The organism is Blastococcus sp. SYSU DS0973, from assembly GCF_054051055.1.
In genome coordinates, this window is sequence record NZ_JBJHAN010000001.1 from 267,494 (window position 1) to 290,680 (window position 23,187).

General features: G+C 74.7%; 27 protein-coding genes. 5 read left to right on the forward strand and 22 right to left on the reverse strand.

Annotation, left to right across the window (positions count from 1 at the left end; all coding sequences use genetic code 11):
- Nucleotides 1-13 precede the first annotated feature (13 nt).
- From ACI791_RS01325 to ACI791_RS01340, 4 genes are all read right to left on the reverse strand, one after another.
- A complete protein-coding gene (locus tag ACI791_RS01325; protein ID WP_456584386.1) occupies nt 14-736 on the reverse strand; it encodes an isoprenyl transferase in 723 nt (240 codons plus the stop codon).
- A gap of 31 nt (nt 737-767) precedes the next feature.
- Nucleotides 768-1,562, reverse strand: a complete 795-nt coding sequence (gene recO, locus ACI791_RS01330) for a DNA repair protein RecO (RefSeq protein WP_456584387.1) — start codon at nt 1,560-1,562, stop codon at nt 768-770.
- Between the two features lies 1 nt (nt 1,563).
- Complete coding sequence (gene era / locus ACI791_RS01335) at nt 1,564-2,478, reverse strand: GTPase Era (protein WP_456584388.1); 915 nt, start codon at nt 2,476-2,478, stop codon at nt 1,564-1,566.
- 82 nt (nt 2,479-2,560) lie between these two features.
- Nucleotides 2,561-2,761 (reverse strand): hypothetical protein, encoded by a 201-nt coding sequence (locus ACI791_RS01340; protein ID WP_456584389.1) that lies wholly within the window; start codon nt 2,759-2,761, stop codon nt 2,561-2,563.
- Nucleotides 2,762-2,919: 158 nt separating this feature from the next.
- Here ACI791_RS01340 and ACI791_RS01345 point away from each other — a divergent pair, with 158 nt between their 5' ends.
- Entirely contained in the window at nt 2,920-3,507 is a 588-nt protein-coding gene (locus ACI791_RS01345; RefSeq protein ID WP_456584390.1) for a hypothetical protein, read from the forward strand.
- Here the strand turns inward: ACI791_RS01345 and ACI791_RS01350 are convergent, their stop codons facing one another.
- From ACI791_RS01350 to ACI791_RS01395, 10 genes are all read right to left on the reverse strand, one after another.
- On the reverse strand, nt 3,508-3,840 hold the full coding sequence (locus ACI791_RS01350; RefSeq protein WP_456584391.1) for a cytidine deaminase: 333 nt from the start codon (nt 3,838-3,840) through the stop codon (nt 3,508-3,510).
- Between the two features lie 83 nt (nt 3,841-3,923).
- Nucleotides 3,924-5,279, reverse strand: a complete 1,356-nt coding sequence (locus ACI791_RS01355; protein WP_456584392.1) for a hemolysin family protein — start codon at nt 5,277-5,279, stop codon at nt 3,924-3,926.
- Entirely contained in the window at nt 5,276-5,779 is a 504-nt protein-coding gene (gene ybeY / locus ACI791_RS01360; protein ID WP_456584393.1) for an rRNA maturation RNase YbeY, read from the reverse strand. Before ybeY ends, ACI791_RS01355 begins: the two co-directional genes overlap by 4 nt.
- Nucleotides 5,780-5,784: 5 nt before the next feature.
- A complete protein-coding gene (locus ACI791_RS01365; protein WP_456584394.1) occupies nt 5,785-6,771 on the reverse strand; it encodes a PhoH family protein in 987 nt (328 codons plus the stop codon).
- 264 nt (nt 6,772-7,035) lie between these two features.
- Nucleotides 7,036-7,857 carry an enoyl-CoA hydratase/isomerase family protein gene (locus ACI791_RS01370; RefSeq protein WP_456584395.1) on the reverse strand — a complete coding sequence of 274 codons (822 nt, stop codon included), beginning with the start codon at nt 7,855-7,857 and terminating at the stop codon, nt 7,036-7,038.
- Between the two features lie 58 nt (nt 7,858-7,915).
- Nucleotides 7,916-8,275, reverse strand: a complete 360-nt coding sequence (locus ACI791_RS01375) for a histidine triad nucleotide-binding protein (RefSeq protein ID WP_456584396.1) — start codon at nt 8,273-8,275, stop codon at nt 7,916-7,918.
- 152 nt (nt 8,276-8,427) lie between these two features.
- Nucleotides 8,428-9,150: an ABC transporter ATP-binding protein gene (locus ACI791_RS01380; RefSeq protein WP_347060033.1), complete on the reverse strand. Its 723-nt coding sequence runs from the start codon at nt 9,148-9,150 to the stop codon at nt 8,428-8,430.
- Nucleotides 9,147-10,967, reverse strand: a complete 1,821-nt coding sequence (locus ACI791_RS01385; RefSeq protein ID WP_456584397.1) for a branched-chain amino acid ABC transporter ATP-binding protein/permease — start codon at nt 10,965-10,967, stop codon at nt 9,147-9,149. The genes ACI791_RS01380 and ACI791_RS01385 overlap by 4 nt, the downstream gene beginning before the upstream one ends.
- Entirely contained in the window at nt 10,967-11,842 is an 876-nt protein-coding gene (locus ACI791_RS01390) for a branched-chain amino acid ABC transporter permease (RefSeq protein WP_456584398.1), read from the reverse strand. Before ACI791_RS01390 ends, ACI791_RS01385 begins: the two co-directional genes overlap by 1 nt.
- Nucleotides 11,843-12,097: 255 nt before the next feature.
- Nucleotides 12,098-13,276, reverse strand: coding sequence for an ABC transporter substrate-binding protein (locus tag ACI791_RS01395; RefSeq protein WP_456584399.1), 1,179 nt, complete (start codon nt 13,274-13,276; stop codon nt 12,098-12,100).
- Between the two features lie 333 nt (nt 13,277-13,609).
- Between ACI791_RS01395 and ACI791_RS01400 the strand changes: the two genes are divergently transcribed.
- From ACI791_RS01400 to ACI791_RS01410, 3 genes are all read left to right on the forward strand, one after another.
- Nucleotides 13,610-14,566, forward strand: coding sequence for a putative selenate ABC transporter substrate-binding protein (locus ACI791_RS01400; RefSeq protein ID WP_456584400.1), 957 nt, complete (start codon nt 13,610-13,612; stop codon nt 14,564-14,566).
- Nucleotides 14,567-14,628: 62 nt separating this feature from the next.
- Entirely contained in the window at nt 14,629-15,309 is a 681-nt protein-coding gene (locus ACI791_RS01405) for a phosphonate ABC transporter ATP-binding protein (RefSeq protein ID WP_456584401.1), read from the forward strand.
- Entirely contained in the window at nt 15,306-16,922 is a 1,617-nt protein-coding gene (locus ACI791_RS01410; protein ID WP_456584402.1) for a PhnE/PtxC family ABC transporter permease, read from the forward strand. Before ACI791_RS01405 ends, ACI791_RS01410 begins: the two co-directional genes overlap by 4 nt.
- 54 nt (nt 16,923-16,976) lie before the next feature.
- Here the strand turns inward: ACI791_RS01410 and ACI791_RS01415 are convergent, their stop codons facing one another.
- From ACI791_RS01415 to hrcA, 3 genes are read right to left on the reverse strand one after another with little or no spacing between them, the layout of a single operon-like run.
- Nucleotides 16,977-17,729 (reverse strand): 16S rRNA (uracil(1498)-N(3))-methyltransferase, encoded by a 753-nt coding sequence (locus ACI791_RS01415; RefSeq protein WP_456584403.1) that lies wholly within the window; start codon nt 17,727-17,729, stop codon nt 16,977-16,979.
- 2 nt (nt 17,730-17,731) lie between these two features.
- Nucleotides 17,732-18,862: a molecular chaperone DnaJ gene (dnaJ, locus tag ACI791_RS01420; protein WP_456584404.1), complete on the reverse strand. Its 1,131-nt coding sequence runs from the start codon at nt 18,860-18,862 to the stop codon at nt 17,732-17,734.
- A 14-nt stretch (nt 18,863-18,876) separates the two neighbouring features.
- Nucleotides 18,877-19,899 (reverse strand): heat-inducible transcriptional repressor HrcA, encoded by a 1,023-nt coding sequence (hrcA, locus tag ACI791_RS01425; RefSeq protein WP_347060024.1) that lies wholly within the window; start codon nt 19,897-19,899, stop codon nt 18,877-18,879.
- Between the two features lie 281 nt (nt 19,900-20,180).
- Here hrcA and ACI791_RS01430 point away from each other — a divergent pair, with 281 nt between their 5' ends.
- The gene (locus ACI791_RS01430; protein WP_456584807.1) at nt 20,181-20,555 is read left to right on the forward strand and encodes a type II toxin-antitoxin system VapB family antitoxin; all 375 of its coding nucleotides are present in this window, start codon (nt 20,181-20,183) and stop codon (nt 20,553-20,555) included.
- A gap of 25 nt (nt 20,556-20,580) precedes the next feature.
- Here the strand turns inward: ACI791_RS01430 and ACI791_RS01435 are convergent, their stop codons facing one another.
- From ACI791_RS01435 to ACI791_RS01455, 5 genes are all read right to left on the reverse strand, one after another.
- A complete protein-coding gene (locus ACI791_RS01435; protein ID WP_456584405.1) occupies nt 20,581-21,186 on the reverse strand; it encodes a response regulator in 606 nt (201 codons plus the stop codon).
- A complete protein-coding gene (locus ACI791_RS01440; protein WP_456584406.1) occupies nt 21,183-22,307 on the reverse strand; it encodes a sensor histidine kinase in 1,125 nt (374 codons plus the stop codon). The genes ACI791_RS01435 and ACI791_RS01440 overlap by 4 nt, the downstream gene beginning before the upstream one ends.
- 19 nt (nt 22,308-22,326) lie before the next feature.
- Entirely contained in the window at nt 22,327-22,497 is a 171-nt protein-coding gene (locus ACI791_RS01445; RefSeq protein WP_456584407.1) for a hypothetical protein, read from the reverse strand.
- Nucleotides 22,498-22,591: 94 nt separating this feature from the next.
- Nucleotides 22,592-22,906: a TraR/DksA family transcriptional regulator gene (locus ACI791_RS01450; RefSeq protein ID WP_456584408.1), complete on the reverse strand. Its 315-nt coding sequence runs from the start codon at nt 22,904-22,906 to the stop codon at nt 22,592-22,594.
- A gap of 87 nt (nt 22,907-22,993) precedes the next feature.
- Entirely contained in the window at nt 22,994-23,176 is a 183-nt protein-coding gene (locus tag ACI791_RS01455) for a hypothetical protein (protein WP_456584409.1), read from the reverse strand.
- Nucleotides 23,177-23,187 lie beyond the last annotated feature (11 nt).

Here is a 23,187-nt window from a genome sequence, read left to right on the forward strand (position 1 = left end):
CGGGAACGTTCGTTCAGGCGGTGCCGAACCGGCGCTGCCGGGAGGCGAACTCCTCGCACGCCGCCCACAGGTGCCGGCGGTCGAAGTCCGGCCAGAGGGTGTCGAGGAAGACGAACTCCGCGTAGGCGGACTGCCAGAGCAGGAAGTTGCTGGTCCGGTTCTCCCCCGAGCTGCGCACGAAGAGGTCGACGTCGGGCATGTCCGGCTCGTCCAGGAACCGGGCGACCGTCTTCTCGTCGACCTTGTCCGGGTCGAGCCGGCCGGCCGCGACCTCGCGGGCGATGGCCGCAGCCGCGTCGGCGATCTCGGCCCGGCCGCCGTAGTTCACGCACATGGTGAGCGTGAGGACGTCGTTGTCCTTCGTGAGCTCCTCGGCGACCTCGAGCTCCTTGATCACCGAGCGCCACAGCCTGGGGCGGCGGCCGGCCCAGCGCACCCGGACCCCGAGCTCGTGCATCTCGTCCCGGCGGCGGCGGATCACGTCGCGGTTGAAGCCCATCAGGAAGCGCACCTCGTCGGGGCTGCGCCGCCAGTTCTCGGTGGAGAAGGCGTAGGCGCTGATCGCCTTCACGCCCAGCTCGATGGCGCCCTCGACGCAGTCGAAGAGCGAGGACTCCCCCGCCTCGTGCCCGGCGGTGCGGGGCAGCCCGCGAGAAGAGGCCCAGCGGCCGTTGCCGTCCATCACCAGGGCGACGTGCTGCGGCACCTTGTCCTTCGGCAGCTGCGGCGGGCGCACGCCGGACGGGTGCGGATTGGGGGCCTTGACCTCACGCCTCACTGAGCAGGCTCACTTCCCGGCGCGGTGCCGACGAGTCGGATCGGTCGACCAGCGGCAGTGAGCGCAGGCCGCGCTCCAGGTGCCACTGCAGGAGCGCGGCCACCAGACCGCTGCCCTCGCGCCGGTTGATGCCGAGGCTGGCCTCGGCCCGGCCCCAGTCACCGGTCAGCAGCGCATCGAGCAGCTCGACGGTGACGGGACTCGGCATGGCCGAGCCGGCGGGCCGGCAGGCCGGGCAGACGGTGCCGCCGGCGGGGACGGAGAAGTGCCGGTGCGGACCGGCCTCGCCGCAGCGCGCGCAGTCGGCCAGCGCCGGCTCCCAGCCGGCCACGGACATGGCCCGCAGCAGGAACGCGTCGAGCACCAACGGCGCGGGATGGGCCTGCTCCCCCAGTGCCCGCAGCGCGCCGACCACGAGGAGGAACAGCCGCAGCGAGGGCTCCTTCTCCTCGGCGGTCAGCCGGTCGGCGGTCTCCAGGACGGCGGTGCCGGCGGTGTACGCCGGGTAGTCCGCGACGATCTCCTGGCCGTACGAGCGGATCGACTCCGCCTGGCTGACGATGTCGAGGCTCCGGCCGGTGTAGAGCTGCAGGTCGACGTGGGTGAACGGCTCGAGCCGGGCGCCGAACTTGCTCTTGGTGCGGCGCACGCCCTTGGCCACCGCCCGCACCTTGCCGTGCCGGCGGGTGAGCACCGTGATGATCCGGTCGGCCTCGCCGAGCTTCTGCGTGCGCAGGACGATGCCCTCGTCCCGGTACAGCGCCTTCGGGGTGTGCGCGCTCACCTCAGTAGCCCAGCCGGTTGAGCTTCTTCGGGTCGTCCTGCCACTCGCCGAGCACGGTGACGTGCAGCTCGAGGTGCACCCGGGCGTCCAGCAGCGTCTCCATGCCGGCCCGGGCCTCGGTGCCGATCGCCTTGATGATGTTCCCGCCCTTGCCCAGGAGCATCGGCTTCTGGCTCGGCCGCTCGCAGTGCAGCAGCGCGTGCACCTCCACCAGCTCGCCCCCGGCGCGCTTGGGGTCGGGCCGCCGGCTCATCTCCTCCACCGTGACGGCGAGGGAGTGCGGCACCTCCTGGCGGACCTTCTCCAGCGCCGCCTCCCGGATCAGCTCGGCGATCTGCCGCTCGACGTCCTCGTCGGTGGTCTGCGCCTGCGGGTACAGCGCCGGGCCCTCGGGCAGGAGCTTGATCAGCAGGTCCTCGAGCAGCTCGACCTGGTCGCCCCCGACGGCGCTGACCGGCACGACCTCGACAGCCTCCACCAGCTGGCTGGCGGCGATGAGCTGCTCGGCGACCTGCTTCCTGCCCGCGGCGTCGGTCTTCGTCACGACCACGACCACCGGCGCCTTCACCTCGGCGAGCTGGCGGGCGATGAACTTGTCACCGGCGCCCACGGGCTGGTCGGCCGGGACGCAGAAGACGATCACGTCGACGTCGGAGAGCGTGTCGCGGACGACGTCGTTCAGGCGCTTGCCCAGCAGGCTCTTGGGCTTGTGCAGCCCGGGGGTGTCGACCAGCACGATCTGCCCGCCCCGCCGGTGCACGACGCCCCGGATGGCGTGCCGGGTGGTCTGCGGGCGGTTGCTGACGATGCCGACCTTCTCGCCGACCATCGCGTTGGTCAGCGTCGTCTTGCCGGCGTTGGGACGCCCGACCAGGGCGACGAAACCACTGCGGTACGGCTGGTCAGGGTCGGTCACGGCAGCCAGTCTCCCACCGGTGGCCGACATCCCCGCGCGCCGGAGTCCCGGTGCGCGACCGACCACGTCCTCGCCGGGCGGGTCAGGACCAGGGGCGGCCGATCCGGTCACGGCGCGCCGCGCCGAGCCGAGCGAGCACGCGGACGCCGGCCAGGGCGTCGCCGGTCAGCCGGTGCCCGGTCTCGGACCAGGAGGCGGCCGGCGCGCGGGCGCGCCCGGATGCCGGGCGCCCGAGCGCGACCAGCACGAGGAGGAGCAGGGAGAGGAACAGCAGCGTCGTCACCCCTCCACCATCCGCCGGTTCCGCTCGCGCGGACAGTGGCAGGAAGGACCGCGTCCGCAACCATCCTGCCGGCCACTGCGGGAACTCCGTGACCTGCGCTCCGGTCGCGAGCGGACGCGAGGGGCGACTGCCACCGCCGGGCTGGGATGATCGCCGTCGTGCCAGGTCGAGAGCGGAACCGGTCCCGGCCGCCCCGGGCGGCGGCGGACCGCGAGCGGCGACTGCACGTCGAGCAGGCTCGGGGGCATCGCTTCGTGGTGGGCTGGGGGCCCAGGCGCTCGGCGACGGTCGTCCCCGCCCCGCTGCGCTACTGGCAGTACCGCCCCGCGGGCCTGCTGGCCCTCGCGCTCGCCGTGGTCGTCGTCGCCGTCTGGATGGCGCTCTTCGCGTGGCGCGGCGGCTGGCCCGCCGCCCGGGGTGAGCTCCCGCTCGCGCTGGCCGCGGGGCTCCTCGTGTACGCGGTGAACACCCGCCGCGTGACGGTCTCCGACCACGGCCTCTCGTTCGACGTCGCCGGCACCCGCACCGATCCGTCGGCGGTGATCCCCTCGGTGCTGGTGCAGGCCGTGCGCACCGGACGGCCGCCGGCCGACTGGCCGGCCCCGGAGCAGCGCGGCGGGTGGTGGCCGGGGCGCGGCCGCATCGCCGTCCGGTACCTGACCGACGAGGGCGAGGCCGCCGTCGCCCTGTGGGTCCGGGATCCCGAGGCGTTCGCCGACGCGCTGGGCGTTCCGCTGACGCGCTAGCTAGGCGGAGGTGCGCACGACTCCGTCGGGGCCGGCGAGGTGCACCGGCGCGTCCGGCGTGAGGTCGCGGACGGCGGCCAGCCCTTCGGGCTCCACCGCGTCGGCGGCGGAGACGAGCACCGCGGCCTCCAGGCCCTCGACGCCGCTGGAGACGGCGGCGGCCACGGCGGCCTGCAGCGCCGACAACCGCAGCGAGGGCAGGGCGACCGACGCCGCGACGTAGGTGCGGCCGTCGGTGTCGCGCACGGCGGCCCCCTCCGGCGCACCGGTGCGGCCGCGTGCGGAGCGGGCCAGGGTGACGAGCTTCGCGTCCTCGGGGTGCAGATCAGCCACAGAGCCATCCTTGTCCGGTGGTTCGGCCCTCCTGCAAGGGCCCGCCGCGAGCCTGCGAGCGGTGGGGGCAGGAGGGCTCCTTCTCAGCCTTCCACGCCCGCCGGCAGCTCGGCGCGGGTGGCCCCCGACGGACGCTGCTCGTCGGTGTCCTCGTCGCCGTCCTCCGACGGCTCGGGCAGCCGGCAGACCAGTAGCGTGTCGATCCGGTTGCGCCGGCCCCCGGTGCTCTCGGCCACCAGCCGCAGGCCGCCGACCTCGGCCGCGGCCCCCTCGATCGGCACCCGGCCGAGCTCGCGGGCCAGCAGACCGCCCACGGTCTCGACGTCGTCGGTCTCCTGCAGGTCGACGTCGAACAGCTGGGCCAGGTCCTGCACCGGGAGCCGGGCGGTGATCCGCATCGAGCCGTCGTCGAGCTGCTCGACCTCCGGCCGCTGGAAGCGGTCGTGCTCGTCGGCGATCTCGCCGACGATCTCCTCGAGGATGTCCTCGATGGTCACCAGCCCGGCAAAGCCGCCGTACTCGTCGACCACGATCGCGATGTGGATGCGCTGCGCCTGCATGTCCCGGAGCAGCTCGTCGACCGGCTTGGACTCCGGCACGAACGTCGGGGTGCGCATCAGCTCCTCGACGCGCGGGCCCCGCTGGTCGGAGCCGTGCTGCGACCGGCGGACGAGGTCCTTGAGGTAGACGACGCCCACGACGTCGTCGACGTTCTCGCCGATGACCGGGATGCGGCTGAAGCCGCTGCGCAGCGCGAGGGCCAGCGCCTGCGGCACGGTCTTGGTGCGCTCTATCCAGACGACGTCGGTCCGCGGCACCATGACCTCGCGGGCGATGGTGTCGCCCAGCTCGAAGACCGAGTGGATCATGTTCCGCTCGCCGGACTCGACGACGCCGCGCTCCTCGGCCATGTCGACCAGTTCGCGCAGCTCCACCTCCGAGGAGAAGGGGCCGTCGCGGAAGCCGCGGCCGGGGGTGATCGCGTTGCCGACGAGGATCAGCAAGGTGGCGACCGGGCCGAGGACCCGGCCGAGCAACCGGACCAGGCCTGCGGTGGCCAGCGCCGTGCCGTAGGCGTGCTGGCGGCCGAGCGTGCGCGGGCCGACGCCCACCAGCACGTAGCTGACGACGGTCATCACCCCGGCGGCGGTGAGGAAGGTGCGCCAGCCGCCGCCCCACAGGTCGTAGAGCAGCACGGTGAGCAGCACCACGGCGACCATCTCGCAGACGATCCGCAGCAGCAGGAGCAGCGAGACGTGCCTCGCCCGCTCGCTGACCACCTCCTCCAGGGCGTCCGCCCGCTTCACGCCGTCGCGGCGCAGCTCCTCGACCCGGGCCTTGGACACGCGCTGCAGCGCCGCGTCCATGGCCCCGAAGACGCCGGCCAGCGGGACCAGGCAGAGGGCGACCACGAGCATCGTGATCGCGCTGGTGGTCATCGGGGACCGGTCTCCTGACCTGCCGGAGCGCCGGTCACCGGCTCGCGGGGCGCGGTGCGCCAGGCATCGATGAGCTTCGACTGGAGACCGAACATCTCCTTCTCCTCGTCGGGCTCCATGTGGTCGTAGCCGAGCAGGTGCAGCACGCCGTGCGTGGCCAGCAGGACGAGCTCGTCGTCCATGGTGTGCCCGGCGGCGCGGGCCTGGCGCACGGCGACGGCGGGGCAGAGCACGACGTCCCCGAGCAGCGCCGGACCGGGCTCCGGGTCATCGGGCCGGCCGGTGTCGAACTCGTCCATGGGGAAGGCGAGCACGTCGGTGGGGCCCTTCTCGCCCATCCACCGCTCGTGCAGGCTGCTCATGTAGTCGACGTCGACGCACAGCACCGACAGCTCGGCCATCGGGTTGATCTTCATCTCGCCGAGGACGAACCGGCAGATGCCGGCCAGCTCCGCCTCGTCGACGGCGATCTCGGACTCGTTGGAGACCTCGACGGGCACGGTGGTCAGCTCCCCTGTCGGCGCGGGCGGGTGGGCCGGACCGGCGCACCCGCGGCCGGCCGGGACGGTCCGGCGGGCTGCCGGGTGGCGTCCCAGCGCTCGTAGGCGTCGACGATGTCTCCGACCAGGCGGTGGCGGACGACGTCAGTGCTGGTCAGGTTGGCGAAGTGCACGTCCTCGATCCCGTCGAGGATCTCCCGGACGATTTTCAGGCCGCTCTGCGCGCCTCCGGGGAGGTCGACCTGGGTGACGTCGCCGGTGACCACGATCTTGGAGCCGAAACCGAGGCGGGTGAGGAACATCTTCATCTGCTCGGCCGTGGTGTTCTGCGCCTCGTCGAGGATGACGAACGCGTCGTTCAGGGTCCTACCCCGCATGTAGGCCAGCGGCGCGACCTCGATCGTGCCCGACTGCATCAGCCGCGGGATCGACTCGGGGTCGACCATGTCGTGCAGCGCGTCGTACAGCGGCCGCAGGTACGGGTCGATCTTCTCCGACAGCGTGCCGGGCAGGTAGCCCAGCCGCTCCCCCGCCTCGACGGCCGGCCGGGTGAGGATGATCCGGTTGACCTGCTTGGTGGTGAGCGCCTGGACCGCCTTGGCCATGGCCAGGTAGGTCTTGCCGGTACCGGCGGGGCCGATGCCGAAGACGACGGTGTGCTTGTCGATCGCGTCGACGTAGCCCTTCTGGTTCAGCGTCTTCGGGCGGATGGTGCGCCCGCGGCGGCTGATGATGTCCAGGCTCAGCACGTCGGCCGGGCGCTCGGAGCCGCCGGCCTTGAGCATCGCGATGACCCGGCGCACCGAGTCGGGACGCAGCTGCTGGCCGGTGCCGATCAGCGCGATCAGCTCGTCGAAGACCCGGACGGCGAAGGCGTTGTCGGCCGGCTGCCCGGTGACGGCGATCTCGTTGCCGCGCACGTGCACGTCGGCGTCGACCCCGACCTCCACGAGCCTGAGCAGCTCGTCGGCCGACCCGAGCAAGGAAACCATGGGGATGCTGTCGGGCACGGTGATGGTGGCCCGGACGGCGGCGGGGACGGGTGCGGGACTTCCGGCGGATGCGCCGTCCGCGGCAGCGGCCTGGGCCGACGCCTCACGGGACGTGGGCGCACCGGGCACGGGGACGTTCGGGGAGGTGTCGGGCAAGAACCCTCGACCCTGCCTTCCTGCGACGGCGGTGTGCGGCGAGCGCACTAGGGACCCGATCGACTCTACCCGCGCACGACTCCCCGAATCGCGGTCCGCCTGTCCAGGTCAGCGGCCGGTGTACGTCGCCTTCCCCGGCCCGTCGGTCAGGAAGGACGCCACGGCCCCGCGGAGGTCCTCGGTGGCGAACAGCGGCCCGGAGATCTCCGGCACCAGGGCGTCCGCCGCGCGGGCGCCCTCGCGAACGCCGACGCCGGCCAGCCGCTTGGTGGCCGCGTGCGCCACGGTGGGTCCGGCGGCGACCCGGTGCGCGTAGGCGCGGGCGGCGTCGGCGAAGCCCTCGTCGGGCAGCACCCGGTTCACCACGTTCCAGCGCTCGAGGACCGCGGCCGGGTAGCGCTCGCCGGTGTAGACGAGCTCCTTGGCGCGGGCCGGGCCGGCGCGCTCGGCCAGTCGCTGCGGCCCGCCCATCGACGGCGTGAGGCCCACGACGATCTCCACCAGGCCGAAGGACGCCTTCTCCGCGGCCAGCAGGATGTCGCAGGACAGGGCCAGCTCGAAGGCCGCGGTCAGGCACAGGCCGTGCGCGGCGAAGACCGTCGGGACCGGGAGGTCCTCGAAGGTGTTGGCCACCCGGAGCAGACGGGCCCACAGCTCGCCGCCGCGCCGGGCCGGATCGGGGCCTTCGGCGATGTCGCGGAAGTAGGTGACGTCGACCCCACCGGACACCACCTTGCCGCGCGCTTCGACCAGCACGGCGCGGGCCCGGTCGGGCCGGGCCGGATCCGTCAGGGCCACCAGCTCGGCGGCCACGCTCTCCATCGCGTCGAACGTCGCAGCGTCGAAAAGGTTCAGCGGCGGGTTGTCCAGGACGACGACGGCGACGGCACCGTCGCGCTCGATGCGGAGGGGGGCGGGAGTCTCGGCCATGCCCACACTCTCTCAGCACACCCCTCCACCCGCAGGCACGGGCGTGCCGGCCGCAGCCTCAGCCGGGCGGCCAGCCGAGGTCGCGGCCCCCGAGCACGTGGAGGTGGACGTGGTGGACGGTCTGCCCCGCCGCCGGGCCGGTGTTGGCCACCAGCCGGTAGCCGGGCTCGGCACCGTCCCCGGTGACCAGCCCCTCCTGCCGGGCCACCGCGTGCGCAGCGGCGACGACCTCGCCCATCAGCGCGGGATCGGCCTCGGCCAGCGCCCCGGCGGTCGGGTGGTGGTCGGTGGGGATGACCAGCACGTGGGTCGCGGCCTGCGGGTTGATGTCGCGGAAGGCGAGCACCCGGTCGGTCCGGTGGACGACGTCGGCGGGGATCTCACCGGCAACCATGCGGCAGAACAGGCAGTCGGTCACGCCCCGACCCTAAGAGGACCCCCGTGCCCCCCACCACTCGCTCCGCTCGCGGCGGGACCCTGCACGGGAGCCGTTCCGACACATCCCCGCCCCCACCACTCGCTGCGCTCGCAGCGGGACCCTGCACGGGAGCCGTTCCAGCACGGCGGCCGTCAGCGGCCGCTCTCGACGCCCAGGTACGCCTGCACGATGCGCTCGTCGGCGAGCAGCTCGCCGGCCGGGCCGGAGTGCACGACCTCCCCGCTCTGCAGCACGTACCCGTGGTCGGCGGCGCGCAGCGCCCGGCGGGCGTTCTGCTCCACCAGCACGACCGTGGTGCCCGACGCGCGGATCTCCTCGATGACGCGGAACACCTCGTCGACGATCTTGGGCGCCAGCCCCATCGACGGCTCGTCCATCAGCATCACCTTCGGCCCGGCGACCAGGGCGCGCGCGATGGCCAGCATCTGCTGCTCGCCACCGGACAGCGCACCGGCCGGCAGCGCCCGTCGCTCGGCGAGGACCGGGAACCGGTCGTACATCGCGTCGACGGAGCTGGCGCCGCCCTTCCCGGAGTGCCACGTGCCCATCTGGAGGTTCTCCTCGATGGTGAGCGTGGCGAGGATCTGCCGCCCCTCGGGCACCTGCACCAGCCCCCGGCCCACCAGCTTGTGCGCCGGGGTGCGGGTGATGTCCTGACCTTCGAAGGTGATCCGCCCGCCGGCCGGCCGCAGCATGCCGGAGACGGCGTTGATGACCGAGGACTTGCCGGCCCCGTTCGCGCCGACCAGCGTCACGAGCGAGCCCTGCTCGGCCCGGAAGGAGACGTCCCGGACCGCCTCGACCCGCCCGTAGGTCACCCGCAGGCCGTCCACGGTGAGGATGGGGTCGCTCATGTCGCATCCCTCGGGGTGGTGTCCGGTGTGTCCAGGGTGCCGGCGGCACCGGGCCGCAGGTTCACGACCGCGTCCGGCGGTGCGTCGCCGGTCCCGGCCGCGGTCGCGCCCGCACGGGCCGCACCCGCGACCGGGCCACCGTCCTCGTCGTCCTCGGCCGAGCCCAGGTAGGCCTCGATGACGGCCGGGTCGGCGGCGACCTGGTCCGGCGCACCGCTGGCGATGACCTCGCCGAAGTTGAGGACGACCACCCGGGTGCAGGTCTGCAGCACCATGCCGACGTTGTGCTCGATGAACAGGATGGTCAGCCCGTCCCGCGCCAGCGACCTGATCAGCTCCGACAGCCGTCCGGCCTCGACGTGGTTCATCCCCGCGGCCGGCTCGTCCAGGATCAGCAGGGACGGGTCGGAGGCCAGCGCGCGGGCGATCTCGAGCCTGCGCTGGTCGCCGTAGGACAGCGCCTCCGCCCGGGAGGCGGCGAGGTCGGTGAGCCCGACGCGCTCCAGGCAGCGGGCCGCCTGCCGCATCGCGGCCCGCTCGTCGCGGCGCGCCGACGGCAGCCAGAGCAGCCGTCGCAGGAAGGTCGGCCGGCTGACCAGGTGGGCGCCGACGAGCACGTTCTCCAGCGCCGACAGCCGGTTGAACAGCTTGGAGTGCTGGAACGTACGGCTCACCCCCGCCGCCGCGATCCGGTGCACCGGCGTGCTGCCGACCGCCGTCCCGAGCACCGTGGCGCTGCCCGAGCTGGGCGGCACCAGACCGCTGATCATGTTGACCAGCGTCGTCTTGCCCGCCCCGTTGGGGCCGATCAGGCCGACGACCTCGCCGGCCCGGATCTCGAGGTCCACGCCGCGGACGGCGTGCACCCCGCCGTACTCCTTGCCGAGGCCGGCGAGGGTGACGACCGGCTCGCCGGCGGCCGGGTGGCGGCGGCCGGCCAGTCCGGTGGCGTCCTCGTCGGCGGCGCCGGACGGCATGCGGGTCCGGCGCGGGAGCAGGCTGGCCAGGCCACCGGGCAGGAAGAGGATGACGACCAGCAGGAGCAGGCCCGCGAGGAACGGCCGGATCCAGCCGGCCTCCACCCCGACCGCCCGCTGGATCTCCGGGACGAGCGTCTGGAAGCCGCTGCCCAGCAGCGGGCCGAGGAACATCGTCGAGCCACCGACCACCGCGGTGACCAGCCCCTCGACGGCGGCGGTGAAGTCGAAGTCGTTCGGGGCGATGAGCCGGACGTAGTAGGCGTAGAGGACGCCGTACAGGCCGGCGACCGCTCCCGCGGTGACGAACGCGGCGAGCCGGTGGCGTCCCACGTCGATGCCCATGGACCGGGCGGCGAGCTCGTCCTCCCGGATCGCCTCCAGGGCGCGGCCGTACCGCGAGCGCCCCATCCGCCAGAACCAGTAGGCCACCAGCGCGAGCGCGGTCCAGGCCATGCCGACGGTCAGGATCCGGGGCACCCCGAGCCCCTGCGCGCCGCCGGTCCACTCCTGGTTGAGCAGCACCACGCGCACCGCCTCGGCGAAGCCCAGGGTCGCGATGGCCAGGAAGACACCGCGCAGGTGCATGGTCGGCAGGCCGAGGACCACGGCGCCGAGGGCCCCGACCGACATGCCGATCGCCACGGCGATCAGCAGCGCGGGGACGTCACCGACGTCGGCTCCGCTGGGGGCCAGGTAGGCCCCCGAGAACGCCGCCAGGGAGGCGAAGCCGGCCTGCCCGAGGCTGAGCTGCCCGGCGATCAGGACGGCGTAGAAGGAGTAGGCGAAGATCGCCCCGAGGGCGATGAACGTCAGCGTGGTGGCGTACTGGCCCAGCATCAGACCTCCCGGACCTTCCGCGCGCCGAGCAGCCCCTGCGGGCGCAGCAGCAGGATCACGAACAGCAGGCCGAAGGCGATGACGTTCACCCACGACGAGCCGATGTGCTGGACGGCGAACACCTCGGCCAGGCCGAGCAGCAGCCCGCCGATGAGCGCGCCGGGCAGCGAGCCCATGCCGCCGACGATGATGACCGCCAGACCCTTGAGCTCGATCGCCGCGCCCATGCCGAGCTGGGCGGTGTTCACGTTGATGGCGAACAGCACGCCGGCGACCGCGCCGAGCGCCGAGGAGATCCCGAAGGTCACCGCGGTCACCCGGTCGACGTTCACCCCGAGCACGCGCGCCGCCGTCGGGTTCTCCGCGACCGCCCGCATCCCCCGGCCAAGCCGGGTGCGGGTGACCATGTAGGTCAGGCCCACCATCAGCGCCAGGGAGATCCCGAGGATCACCACCTGCACGAGCGTCACCTGCGCGCCGAAGACCTCGAACCGAGTGTCGGGGAACGAGCCCGGCGGGAAGCGGCGGGTGTCGGGGCCGTAGCGCCACTGCAGCAGCGCGATCAGCATGCCGGCGAGCGCGATCGAGGAGATCAGCCCGGCGAAGTGGGCGTCGGCGCGCCCCTTGAGCGGCCGGAACGCCACGCGCTCGATGACCAGGCCCAGGACGGCGCCGAAGACGAACACGATCGGCAGCGCGGCCCAGAGGGACAGGCCACCCCGCTCGACCAGCTCGATGCCGACGAAGGCGGATGCGGCGAAGACCGCGGGGTGCGCGAGGTTCAGCCGGTCGAGGATGCCGAAGACCAGCGTGAACCCGATGGCGAACAACGCGTAGATCGAGCCGATGAAGATGCCGTTGAGGAGCTGTTGCACAGCGTTGCCTGTTCTCGTCGTGGGTGCCCGGGCACGGTAGCCGACACGCGGCCGGGGGGGGGGGGGGGGGGGGGGGGGGCGCGCGGCGGGGGGGGGGCGGGGGGGGGGGGGGGGGGGGGGGGGGGGGGGGTGCGGGGGGGGGCCCCCCCCCGCCCGCCCCCCCGCCGGCGGGGCCGCCCGGGGCCGGGCCCCGCCCCCCGGGCGGGGGTCGCAGCGCGGCGCCGGCCGGTCAGCCGGCCGGCGCCGTGGAGCGGGTCACTCCAGGACGGCGAACTGGCCGTTCTCGACGACCTGGACGACAGCCGGGTGGTCGGCGTCCCGGTTCTCGTCGATGGAGAACTCGCCGAGGACCGTGGGCACGTCCTCGATCTGCCCCAGCGCCTGCTGGATGCTGTCGCGCTCGGCGGAGCAGTTGGCGCGCACGGCGTGGTCGACCAGCTTGAGCCCGGTGTAGGCCTGGGCGGCGAACTGGTCGGGCTGGGCGCCGTACTCGGCCTCGTATGCCTCGAGGAACGCCTGGTTCTCCGGGTTGTCGGACGCGGAGTTCCAGGCGGCACCGACGACGACGCCCTCGGCCGCCTCCCCGGCGTCGGCCATCAGCGTCGGGTTGTTGAACCCGTTGCCGCCGATGATCGGCACGTCGATGCCCAGCTCGCGGGCCTGGGTGACCAGCGGAACCGCGGCCTCGATCAGCGCCGAGACGACCAGCGCGTCGGGGTTGCTCTCCTGGGCCTGGGTCAGCAGAGCGCGGAAGTCGGTGTCGGACTTGGAGAAGGTGATCGTCTCGCTGACGTTGACGCCCTCCTCCTCCAGCGCGGCGGCGAACGCCTCGTAGCCGGACTCGGTGAAGGCGTCGTCGTTGCTGTACATGACCACGACGTCCTGGAGCCCGAACTGCTCGGTGGCCTGGGCGACCGTCTGCGGGATCACCGCCTGCTCGGTGAGCGAGTCGCGGAAGATGTAGTCGCCGATCTCGGTGACGCCCGCGGCGGTGTTGGAGATGCCCAGCACCGGGACGCCGGCCTCCTGGGCGATCGGGTCGGCCTGGACCGCGGCGTTGGACAGCGTGGGCCCGATGATCAGGCTCACGCCGTCGGAGACGAACTGGTCGAACAGGGTGATGGCCTGGCGCGGGTCGGTCTGGTCGTCCTCGATCGTGAGGTCGTAGGTGACGCCACCCTGCTCGGCCAGCTCCGCCGCGGCCAGCTGCAGGCCGCGCTGCTGCGACTCGCCGTAGCTGGCGGCTGCGCCGGTGAGGCTGAGCACGGCGCCGAGGGGCACTTCGCCCTCGATCGTGCAGGACTCGCCGCTGCCCTCGCCCGTGAGCGCCCCGGAGGCGGCGGAGTCCCCGCCGTCCGACTCACCGGAGCCGCAGGAGGCGAGGAGGAGGGCCGCGGCGCCGGCCGCGGCGACGGTGTGGAGCTTGGTGCGCATGTCTCTCCCTTGTCGAGCACGACGACCGCGCGTACCCCGACGAGGCGGCCGCGCGGTTCCCCCGGGGCGGGCGGGCCCTGCCCGTGCCACCCGGGCATCGTGGGCCGACCGAGGCCGGTCGACCGGTTTACGGCCGTCACAGTAAGCACCCGCCTCCCGCCTCCCGGCAGGGGCGTGCGAAACGTGCCGATAACGTGACCGACACGGGCCCCCGGGCCGCGCGTCGGCGCCGCGGCGCGCCGGTCCCGCCACACGGGGTGCAGGATGGGGCGCCCCTTCTCCCCGCCCGCCGGAGGTCCCCGTGCCCCGTCCCGTCCCCGCTGCGCGCACGTAGTGCGCGGCACAGCCGCCGCCCGGTCGGGTGGCCTCGATCCCGCCACCGATCCCCTCCTCCCCCGTTTCTCCCGCCGGGCCCTGATCGCCGGCACCGGGCTGGCGCTGGCCGCCGCCCTCGCCGGGTGCGGCTCCACCGAACCGGACGCCGGCCCCCGCCCGCTGCGCATCGGCGCGATCCCCGACCAGGACCCCGAGGTCCTGCAGCGGCTGCACGGCACGGTCGCGGACTCGCTCGCCGCGGCCCTCGACCTGGATATCGCCTACGTGCCCGTCACCGACTACGCCGCCGCGGTCTCGCTGTTCCGCACCGGAGACCTGGACCTGGTCTGGTTCGGCGGCCTCACCGGCGTGCAGGCCCGCCTGCAGACCCGGGGCGCCGTCCCGATCGCCCAGCGGGACATCGACGAGAACTTCCACTCGGTGTTCGTCGTCAACGCCGCCACCGGCCTGACGCCGTCCGACGACCTCGCCCCGCTCGGCGACCTGCGCTTCACCTACGGCAGCGAGACGTCGACCTCCGGGCGGCTGATGCCCGCGTACTTCCTGCGCGAGGCGGGCGTCGATCCGGAGGGCTTCCCGGGCGGGCCCGGCTTCTCCGGCTCCCACGACGCGACCCTCGCGCTGGTCGCGGCGGGCAGCTACCAGGCCGGCGTGCTCAACGAGCAGGTGTGGACCAGCCGCAGCCAGGCCGGGGAGGTGGACCCGGCGGTGGTCGCCTACGCCCGCACACCGGCCTACCACGACTACCACTGGCTGCTGGGCCCCTCGGCCGTCGAGCGACTCGGCGCCGACCTGCCCGGCCGGCTCACCGGGTACTTCACCGGGTTGTCTGCCGACGACCCCGCCGACGCCGAGGTGCTCGACCTGTTCGGCGCGGGGTCGTTCATCCCCACCGAGGCCGCGAACTACCAGCAGATCGAGGAGATCGGCCGCGACCTCGGGCTGATCAACTGAGCGACGTCGCGCGGCTCACCGGCATCGAGGTCCGCTTCGGCGGCACGCCCGCCCTGGCCGGGGTGGACCTCGTGGTGGCCGCGGGCGAGCGGGTCGCCGTCGTGGGTGCCTCGGGAGCGGGCAAGTCGACGCTGCTCAACGTGCTCAACGGCGCGGTGGCGCCGACGGCGGGGCAGGTGCGGGTGCTCGGCCGGGACCCCGCGGCGCTGCGCGGGCGGGAACTGCGTCGGCTACGGGCCCGCACCGGCACGGTGCACCAGCACCTAGAGCTGACCGGCGCGCTGCGGGTGGTGCACAACGTCAACGCCGGGCGACTGGGCGCCTGGCCGGCCGCCCGGGCGGCGTGGTCGCTGCTCTGCCCGCAGGACCCCGAAACGGTGCGCGACGCGCTGCACCTGGTGGGCCTCGCCGACCGGATGTACGAGCGCACCGACCGGCTGTCCGGCGGCCAGCGGCAGCGGGTCGCCGTCGCCCGCCTCCTCGTGCAGCAGCCGGACCTCGTGCTCGCCGACGAGCCGGCGTCCGCCCTGGACCCGGCCCTGGCCGACCTCGCCCTCGGACTGCTGGGCGACCTGGCGACCGGTCGGGGCGGCGCACTGCTGGCCTGCCTGCACGACCCGGCGCTGGCCCTGCGGCACTGCGACCGGGTCGTCGGGCTGGCCGCCGGCCGCGTCGTCCTCGACGCCCCCGCCCGCGCCCTGACGGTGGCCGACCTCGAGCAGTTCTACGGCGTCACCCGGTGACGGCCGCCCTCGACCGGGCAGCGCCCCCGGCTGCCCCGCTGCGCCGGGGCCGGCGGCGGTGGGCGTGGGCGCTGGCGGGGACCGCCCTGGTCGGCTGGGCACTGGCCGGCAGCGGCCTGTTCTCCGGGCCGGTGCTCAACCCCACCGGCGCCGCCCAGGCCGGCCGGTTCCTCGCCGCCGCACTGCGTCCGGAGGTGAGCGGGGAGTTCCTCGCCGTCGTCGCCGGCTCCACCCTGGTGACGGTCGCCTACGCCGTCCTCGGCGCCGGGCTGGCCGTGCTGCTCGGCGCCCTGGCCGCGGTGCCGGTCTCCCGCACCGCCTGGGGCGGGCGGCGCACCGGCTGGCTGCTGACCCGCGGCGCCCTCGCGCTGCCCCGGGGGCTGCACGAGGCGGTGTGGGGTCTGCTGCTGGTGAACGTGCTCGGGCTGGACCCGTGGGTGGGCGTGCTGGCCATCGCGGTCCCCTACGGGGCGATCACGGCGAAGGTCTTCGCCGACCTGCTCGACGAGGTGCCCCGCGGCAGCTACGACGCGCTGCTCGCCGCAGGAGCCGGGCGCGGCACGGCGGCGCTCTACGGCCTGCTGCCCCCGGCCGCCGGCGGGCTGCTGTCCTACGCGTTCTACCGGCTCGAGTGCGCGGTCCGCTCCGCCGTCGTCCTGGGCCTGATCGGCGCCGGTGGGCTGGGCTACCAGCTGGCGCTGTCGTTCACGTCGCTGCGCTGGGAGCAGGTCTGGACGACGGTCTACGCGCTGGCGCTGCTGTGCCTGCTGGCCGACGTCGGCGGCCGGGCGGTGCGCCGCCGGGTCACGGCACCCCCGCCCGTCACCGGGCACCGGCGCGACCCGCTGCTCACCGGCGCGGTCCTCGCCGTCGCCGCCGCGGTCGGCTGGGCGGTCTGGTACCTGGCGCTCTCCCCCGCCGCGCTGGTCTCCGCCCGCACCCGCGAGCAGGTGTCCTACGTCGCCGCGGCCGCGTGGCCGCCCGCCGTCGACAGCGACCTGCTCGGCGACGTCTGGGCCACCGCCCTGGACGCGCTGCGGATGTCGGTGCTGGCCATCGCGTTCGCCGCCACCGGCGCCGTCGCGCTGGCGGCGCTCGCGGCGCGTCCCCCGGGTCCGTCCGGGCCGGTCCGCCGCACCGCCGGGGTGCTCACCCGGCTGGCCCTGCTCCTGCTGCGCGCGGTGCCGCCGCCGGTGTGGGCGCTGGTCCTGCTGTTCGTCCTGCTGCCCGGTGTCCTGCCCGGCGCCCTGGCGCTGGGCGTGTACACGCTCGGCGTCCTCGGCCGGCTCGTCGGCGAGGCGGCCGAGGAGGCGGACCGGCGCCCGGCCGAGGCGTTGCGGGCCGCCGGCGCCTCCCCGGCCGGCCGGTGGCTGTACGGCACCGCCCCTGCGCTCGCCGGCCCGGTGCTGGCCCTCTCGCTCTACCGCTGGGAGGTGGCGATCCGCGACACGGTGCTGGTCGGCCTCCTCGGCGCCGGCGGCATCGGTGTCCTGCTGTCGGCCCGGACGTCGGCGTTCGACTGGGCGGGCGTCACCACCGTGCTCGCCGCGATCGTGCTGCTGACCTTCCTGGTGGACCTGGTCAGCGACCGCGCCCGAGCCGCCCTGCGGTGAGGTGAGGTGGCAGTGCCATCCTCCGGGCCCCGCGGCACGGCGAACCGGGCCTGCCTACGCCCAGCGCGTCCGCGCGGAGAGGGCGGCCAGCGCCGCGGCGCCGGCCGTGGACGTGCGCAGCACCTCGGGACCCAGCCGCACCGGTTCAGCACCGGCGGCGCGGAAGGCGACCACCTCGCCGTCGGACAGCCCGCCCTCCGGGCCGACCACGATCACGACCGTGCCCGCCTCGGGCAGGGGCAGCTCCGCCAGGGGACGGCGGGCCTGCTCGTGCAGGACGACGGCGAGGTCGGCGTCGTCGAGCAGCCCGCAGACCTCGCGGGTGGTCATCGGCTCGGTCACCTCGGGCAGCCGCGGCCGGCGGGACTGCTTGCTCGCGGCCCGAGCGGCGGCGCGCCACTTGGCGACGCCCTTGCCCACCCGGTCGTCGCGCCAGCGGGTCACGCAGCGCGACGCCTGCCACGGCACGATCCGGTCGACGCCGAGCTCGGTGGCGAGGTCGACCGCCAGCGGGCCCCGATCGCCCTTCGGCAGCGCCTGCACCAGGACGAACTGGGGATCCGGCTGGGGCACCTCGACGCGGGTCCGCACCGCCACCCGCAGCCCCTGCGGCCCGGCGGCGACGACGTCGCCCTCCGCCACGGCGCCCCGGCCATCGCTGACGTGCACCCGCTCCCCCGGCTGCAGCCGCAGCACCTCGACGGCGTGCCGCCCCTCGGGCCCGTCGACCAGCAGCTCGTCGGTCTCCGGCAGGTCGTCGACCAGGAAGAGGGGCGCGCCGTCCAGCTCCGGGCCCGGGGAACTCACGCTCAGCGCCCGTTGAAGGCGTCGCGGACCCGGGAGAACAGGCCGCCCTGGGCCTCGCGGTGCGACTCCGGCTGGTCCTCGCCGCGCAGGGCCGCGAGCTCGCGCAGCAGCTTCTCCTGCTCGCCGTCGAGCCTGGTCGGCGTCTGCACCTCGACGTGCACCAGCAGGTCTCCCCGCCCGGTGGCCCGCAGCCGCGGGGCGCCATGCGCACGCAGGGTCAGCACGCTGCCGGACTGGGTGCCGGGGCGGATGTCGAGCTCCTCCTCGCCGTCCAGCGTCTTGAGGTTGAGCGTCGTGCCCAGGGCTGCCGACGTCATCGGCAGGGTGACCCGGCAGTGCAGGTCCTCGCCGTCGCGGGTGAACACGTCGTGCGGCCGCTCGTGCACCTCCACGTACAGGTCACCGGCCGGGCCGCCGCCGGGGCCGACCTCGCCCTGCCCGGTTAGCCTGATGCGCATGCCGTCCTCGACCCCGGCAGGCACCTTCACCGACAGGGTGCGGCGGGCGCGGACGCGGCCGTCACCGGCGCACTTCGGGCAGGGCTCGGGGATGACCTGGCCGGTGCCCGAGCAGGTCGGGCAGGGGCGGCTGGAGACGACCTGGCCGAGGAAGCCGCGCTGCACGCTCTGCACCTCGCCACGGCCGGAGCACGTCGCGCAGGTGGCCACGTGGGTGCCCGGGGCGGTGCCGGCGCCGGCGCAGGTGTCGCAGAGGACCGCGGTGTCGACGGTGATGTCCTTGGTGACGCCGAAGACGGTCTCGTCCAGCTCCAACTCGACCGGGATGAGCGCGTCCCGGCCGGCGCGCGTGCGGCTGCGCGGCCCGCGGGTGGCCGCGCCGCCGAAGAAGGCGTCCATGATGTCGCCCAGGCCGCCGAACCCGGCGCCGCCGAAGCCGGCGCCCGCCCCGCCACCGCTGTCGAACGGGTCGCCGCCCAGGTCGACGATGCGGCGCTTCTCCGGATCGGTCAGCGCCTCGTAGGCGCGGGTGACTTCCTGGAAGCGCTCCTTGGCCTCGGGGTCGGGGTTGACGTCCGGGTGCAGGTCACGGGCCAGCCGCCGGTAGGCGCGCTTGATGTCCTGATCGGTGGCTCCCCGGGCCAGGCCCAGCACGCCGTAGTAGTCGGTTGCCATGGAAAGTCTCGTCCTCAGCTCTCGGCCAGCAGGTGGCCGACGTAGCGGGCCACGGCACGGACCGCGGCCATGTTCCCTGGGTAGTCCATGCGGGTCGGCCCCACCACGCCGAGGCCGCCGAGCGCCCGGTCCGCGGAGCCGTACCCGACGGTGACCAGCGAGGCGCCGGTCAGCGCCTCGTGGGCGTTCTCCTCACCGATGCGCACCAGCACGGTGCCTGCGTCGACCTCGCTCATCAGGCGCAGGACGACGACCTGCTCCTCGAGCGCCTCGAGCAGCGGCTGCATCGTGCCGGGAAAGTCCATCGCGCTCCCCCGGGCGAGGTTCGCCGTCCCGCCGATGACCAGCCGGTCCTCGCTGGGCTCGACGAGGGTCTCCACCAGCGTCGCGCTGACCGCGGCGACCAGGCTCCGCAGGTGGGCGGGCGCGGTGTCCAGCAGACCGGGCACCTTGCCACCCGCCTCGCCGAGCTTCACCCCGACGAACGCGGAGTTCAGCAGGGTGCGCAGCTCCGGCACGGCGCCGGCGTCGACGTCGGCCGGGCAGTCGACGACCCGCTGCTCGACCCGGCCGGTGTCGGTGATCAGCACCAGGAGCAGCCGGCCGGCCCCGACGTGGACCACCTCCAGGTGCCGGACGGCGCTGCGCGAGAGCGTCGGGTACTGCACGACGGCGACCTGGCGGGTGAGCTGCGCCAGCAGCCGCACCGTGCGGCCGAGCACGTCGTGCAGGTCGACGGCCCCGTCGAGGAACCGCTCGATCGCCCGGCGCTCGGCCGCCGACAGCGGCTTGACCGCCGACAGCCGGTCGACGAACAGCCGGTAGCCCTTGTCGGTGGGCACCCGGCCGGCGCTGGTGTGCGGCTGGGTGATGTATCCCTGCTCCTCCAGCACCGCCATGTCGTTGCGGATGGTGGCCGGGGACACGCCCAGGTCGTGGCGGTCGGCCAGGGCCTTGCTGCCCACCGGGTCGTTGGTGGAGACGAAGTCCTGGACGATGGCCCGGAGCACCTCCAGGCGGCGTTCGTCGTGCGCCACGGTGACACCTCCCCGTACCGGTCGACGCGCCGTGCTGCAGCGCCCCCGCATGCGGGACCCGCGGGCGGCGGGCCGACCGGGGACGGCCCCGGCCTGGCACTCGCACGGACAGAGTGCCAGCCCAGCATACGCGAAGGACCCCGTCCTCCTCCCCGCTCGCAGGCTCGCGACGAGCTCCTGGACGGGGCCGTCAGGAGCAGCCGACGGCGGCTCCGCACGGCGTCTAGGGTGGTGTCGGTCGGTGCCCCCGGACGGGGCGGAGAGCGGAGGTCGGTCCCCTGATCTTCAAAGGCGTGCGGAACGGCCGCCCGTATCCCGACCACGGGTTGTCCACCCGCGACTGGGCGATGATCCCGCCCCGGCAGGTACGGCTGGACACCCTGACCACGACGAAGCGCGAGCTGGCCCTCGACGCGCTGCTGGCCGACGACTCGACCTTCTACGGCGACCTCTTCCCGCACGCGGTGCAGTGGCACGGGGAGCTGTACCTGGAGGACGGCCTGCACCGGGCGCTGCGGGCCGCGCTGCAGCAGCGCAACGTCATCCACGTGCGGGTGCTCGACCTCGACGCCCTCACCCCGGTGCAGACGCAGACGGGGCCGGCGACCGCCTCGATCCCCGCGCAGCCCCCGGTGCCCGGCACGCGCCCCAGCTGACCGTCAGCCTGCGCACGGGGTGCTCCTAGAGCCAGCCCTTCTCCTCGGCCACCCGGGCCGCCTCCACCCGGGTCCGCGCCCCGGTCTTGCCGATGGCCGACGACAGGTAGTTGCGCACGGTCCCTTCCGAGAGGAACAGCCGGCCGGCGATGTCGGCCACCGTCGCGCCCCCGGCCGCGGCACGCAGCACGTCCGCCTCCCGGGTCGACAGCGGCGTCGCGCCGATGGCGAGCGCGGCGGCGGCGAGGTCGCGGTCGATCACCCGCTCGCCGGCCATGACCGCGCGGATGCCTCGGGCCAGCTCGGCGACGGGGGCGTCCTTCACCAGGAACCCCGCGGCGCCGACCTCCATGGCGCGGCGCAGGAAGCCCGGCCGCCCGAAGGTCGTGAGGATCACCGCCCGGCACGACGGGAGGGCCGTGGCCAGCTCCCGGGCGGCGGTGAGCCCGTCCGCGCCGGGCATCTCGATGTCGAGCAGCGCGATGTCGGGCCGGTGCTCGACCGCGGCGGGGGCGACGGCGTCCCCGCGGCCCACCTCGGCGACGACCTCGATGTCCTCCTCCAGCTCCAGCAGCGCGCGCAGCGCCCCGCGGACCATCGTCTGGTCCTCGGCCAGCAGCACCCGGATCACGGCGCCCCCGCCCGCTCGGGAGCGCGCCCGGCGGGAGCCGGTGCCGACGACGGGAGGACGGCGCTGAGGCGGAACCCGCGGCCGTCGGCGGGGCCGTGCGCCAGCCGCCCGCCGGCGCTCGCCACCCGCTCGGCGAGCCCGCTGAGCCCGTCGCCGGCCGGGGCGGTGCTGCCCCGCCCGTCGTCGGTGATCGTCAGCTCGACGACGTCATCCGTGGTCGTCAGGTCGACCACGACCGTGCGAGCGTCGCTGTGCCGCAGCACGTTCGTCGTCGCCTCGCGGACCACCCAGCCGAGGACCGCGTCCACCTGCCCGGGCAGCGGCTCGCCCGGCGCCGGGGCGCGCAGCGCGATGCCCGCGGCCGAGAGCGCCGAGCGCGCCTCGATGAGCGCCTCCGCCAGGCCGACCTGCCGGTAACCGCTGACGGCGTCGCGCACCTCGGCGAGCGCCCGCCGGGCCGCGGCCTCGACGTCGGCCATCTCCTGCCTCGCCCGGGCCGGGTCGCGCTCGGCCAGCCGGCCGGCGAGCTCGCTCTTGAGCGCGATCAGCGACAGGCTGTGGCCGAGCAGGTCGTGCAGGTCGCGGGCGAAGCGCAGCCGCTCCCCGGCCACGGCGTGCCGGGCCAGTTCCTCGCGGGCCTCGGTGAGCTCGGCGTTCACCGTGATCAGGTAGCGCGTGCCGCGCAGCGCGAAGGCGGTGAGCAGGCACAGCACCGGCAGGAAGAAGACGTCGCCGAGCGCGTCGTCGAGCAGGGCCACCGTGGCGCACACCACCGTCGCACCCAGCACGGCCGGCCACACCCACCGGTCCGGCAGGGTGACGGCCACGGCGGCCGAGAGGTAGATCATCAGCCCGGCCCACGGCGCGCCCAGCCAGAACCCGAGCCCCGCACCCAGCACCGCGACGACCGCCAGTTCGCGGTACGCCGGGGAGCACCCGGGGGCGAACGCGCGGGCGAACACCCTCAGGTAGGCCGCGGTGAAGCCGATCAGCATCAGCGCGGCGGCGATCCGCACGCCGGCCGGCCGCGGCGTGGCGACCAGGTCGAGCACGGGGAAGAGCTGGAACAGCAACCACGGCAGCGCCCACCCGAGCTGCTGCCAGCGGCTCGACATGTCCATCCGGAAGACGGTAGCCACGTCAGCCGGCGACGGCGTAGCGCGGTCGCCGACGCGCCACGAGCAGCAGGCTCGGCAGGGCGAGCAGCACGCCGACGGCGAACACCTCCGTCTGCGGCACCGGGGTGTGGACGGCCACCGTGCCGCCGTAGCGGACGGACAGCCCGCGGGCGAGGGCAGGTGCGAGCTCCACGCCCCGGAGCGTGCCGCGCACGGAGCCCGGTCAGTAGTGCCGGACGTCGCCGGCCGGATCTGACGGATGTCAGGTCCGGCCGGCGACCGGCGGATCAGGCGGCGGCGGTGCAGGCCACGCAGGTGCGGGCGAACGGGCGCAGCTCCAGCCGCTCCTCGGGGATCGCGGCACCGCAGCCGGTGCACCGGCCGTACGTGCCGCCCTCGATCCGCGCGAGAGCGGCGTCGATCTCCTCGATCGTCAGCTGCAGGTCGGTGCTGCGGCGCTGGGCGACCGGGTCGGGCACCGAGGTGGCGCACTCGGCGAGGGCCTCCTCCCGCTGCTGGACGCAGTCGGTGCGCTGGGCCTCCAGCAGGCTGCGGAAGCGGTCCGCCGAAGAGGCGGTCATGGCATCGGTGCTGGCGGACATGCGGATCTCCTTCTGCCAACGGGGAAGAACGCGGTCACCGGTCGGTGGCGCGTCAGGACGGGCGGGGGGGCGACTTGCGGAACGGAGTCAGCAGACCTGCGGCGGGGCCCGGTCCTGGCTGCGACGGAGGACGTCGAGCCCGCGCAGTCCGCGGGCGCGGCGGTTCATCGCCAGGGCGAGCCGCATACCGCCGGACAGCGCGAACGGCGGGGCCGGGGTGGCGACCGGGGCGTCAGGTGACGGGGCCGGGCGCACTCCTGATACGGGCACCACCGACCACC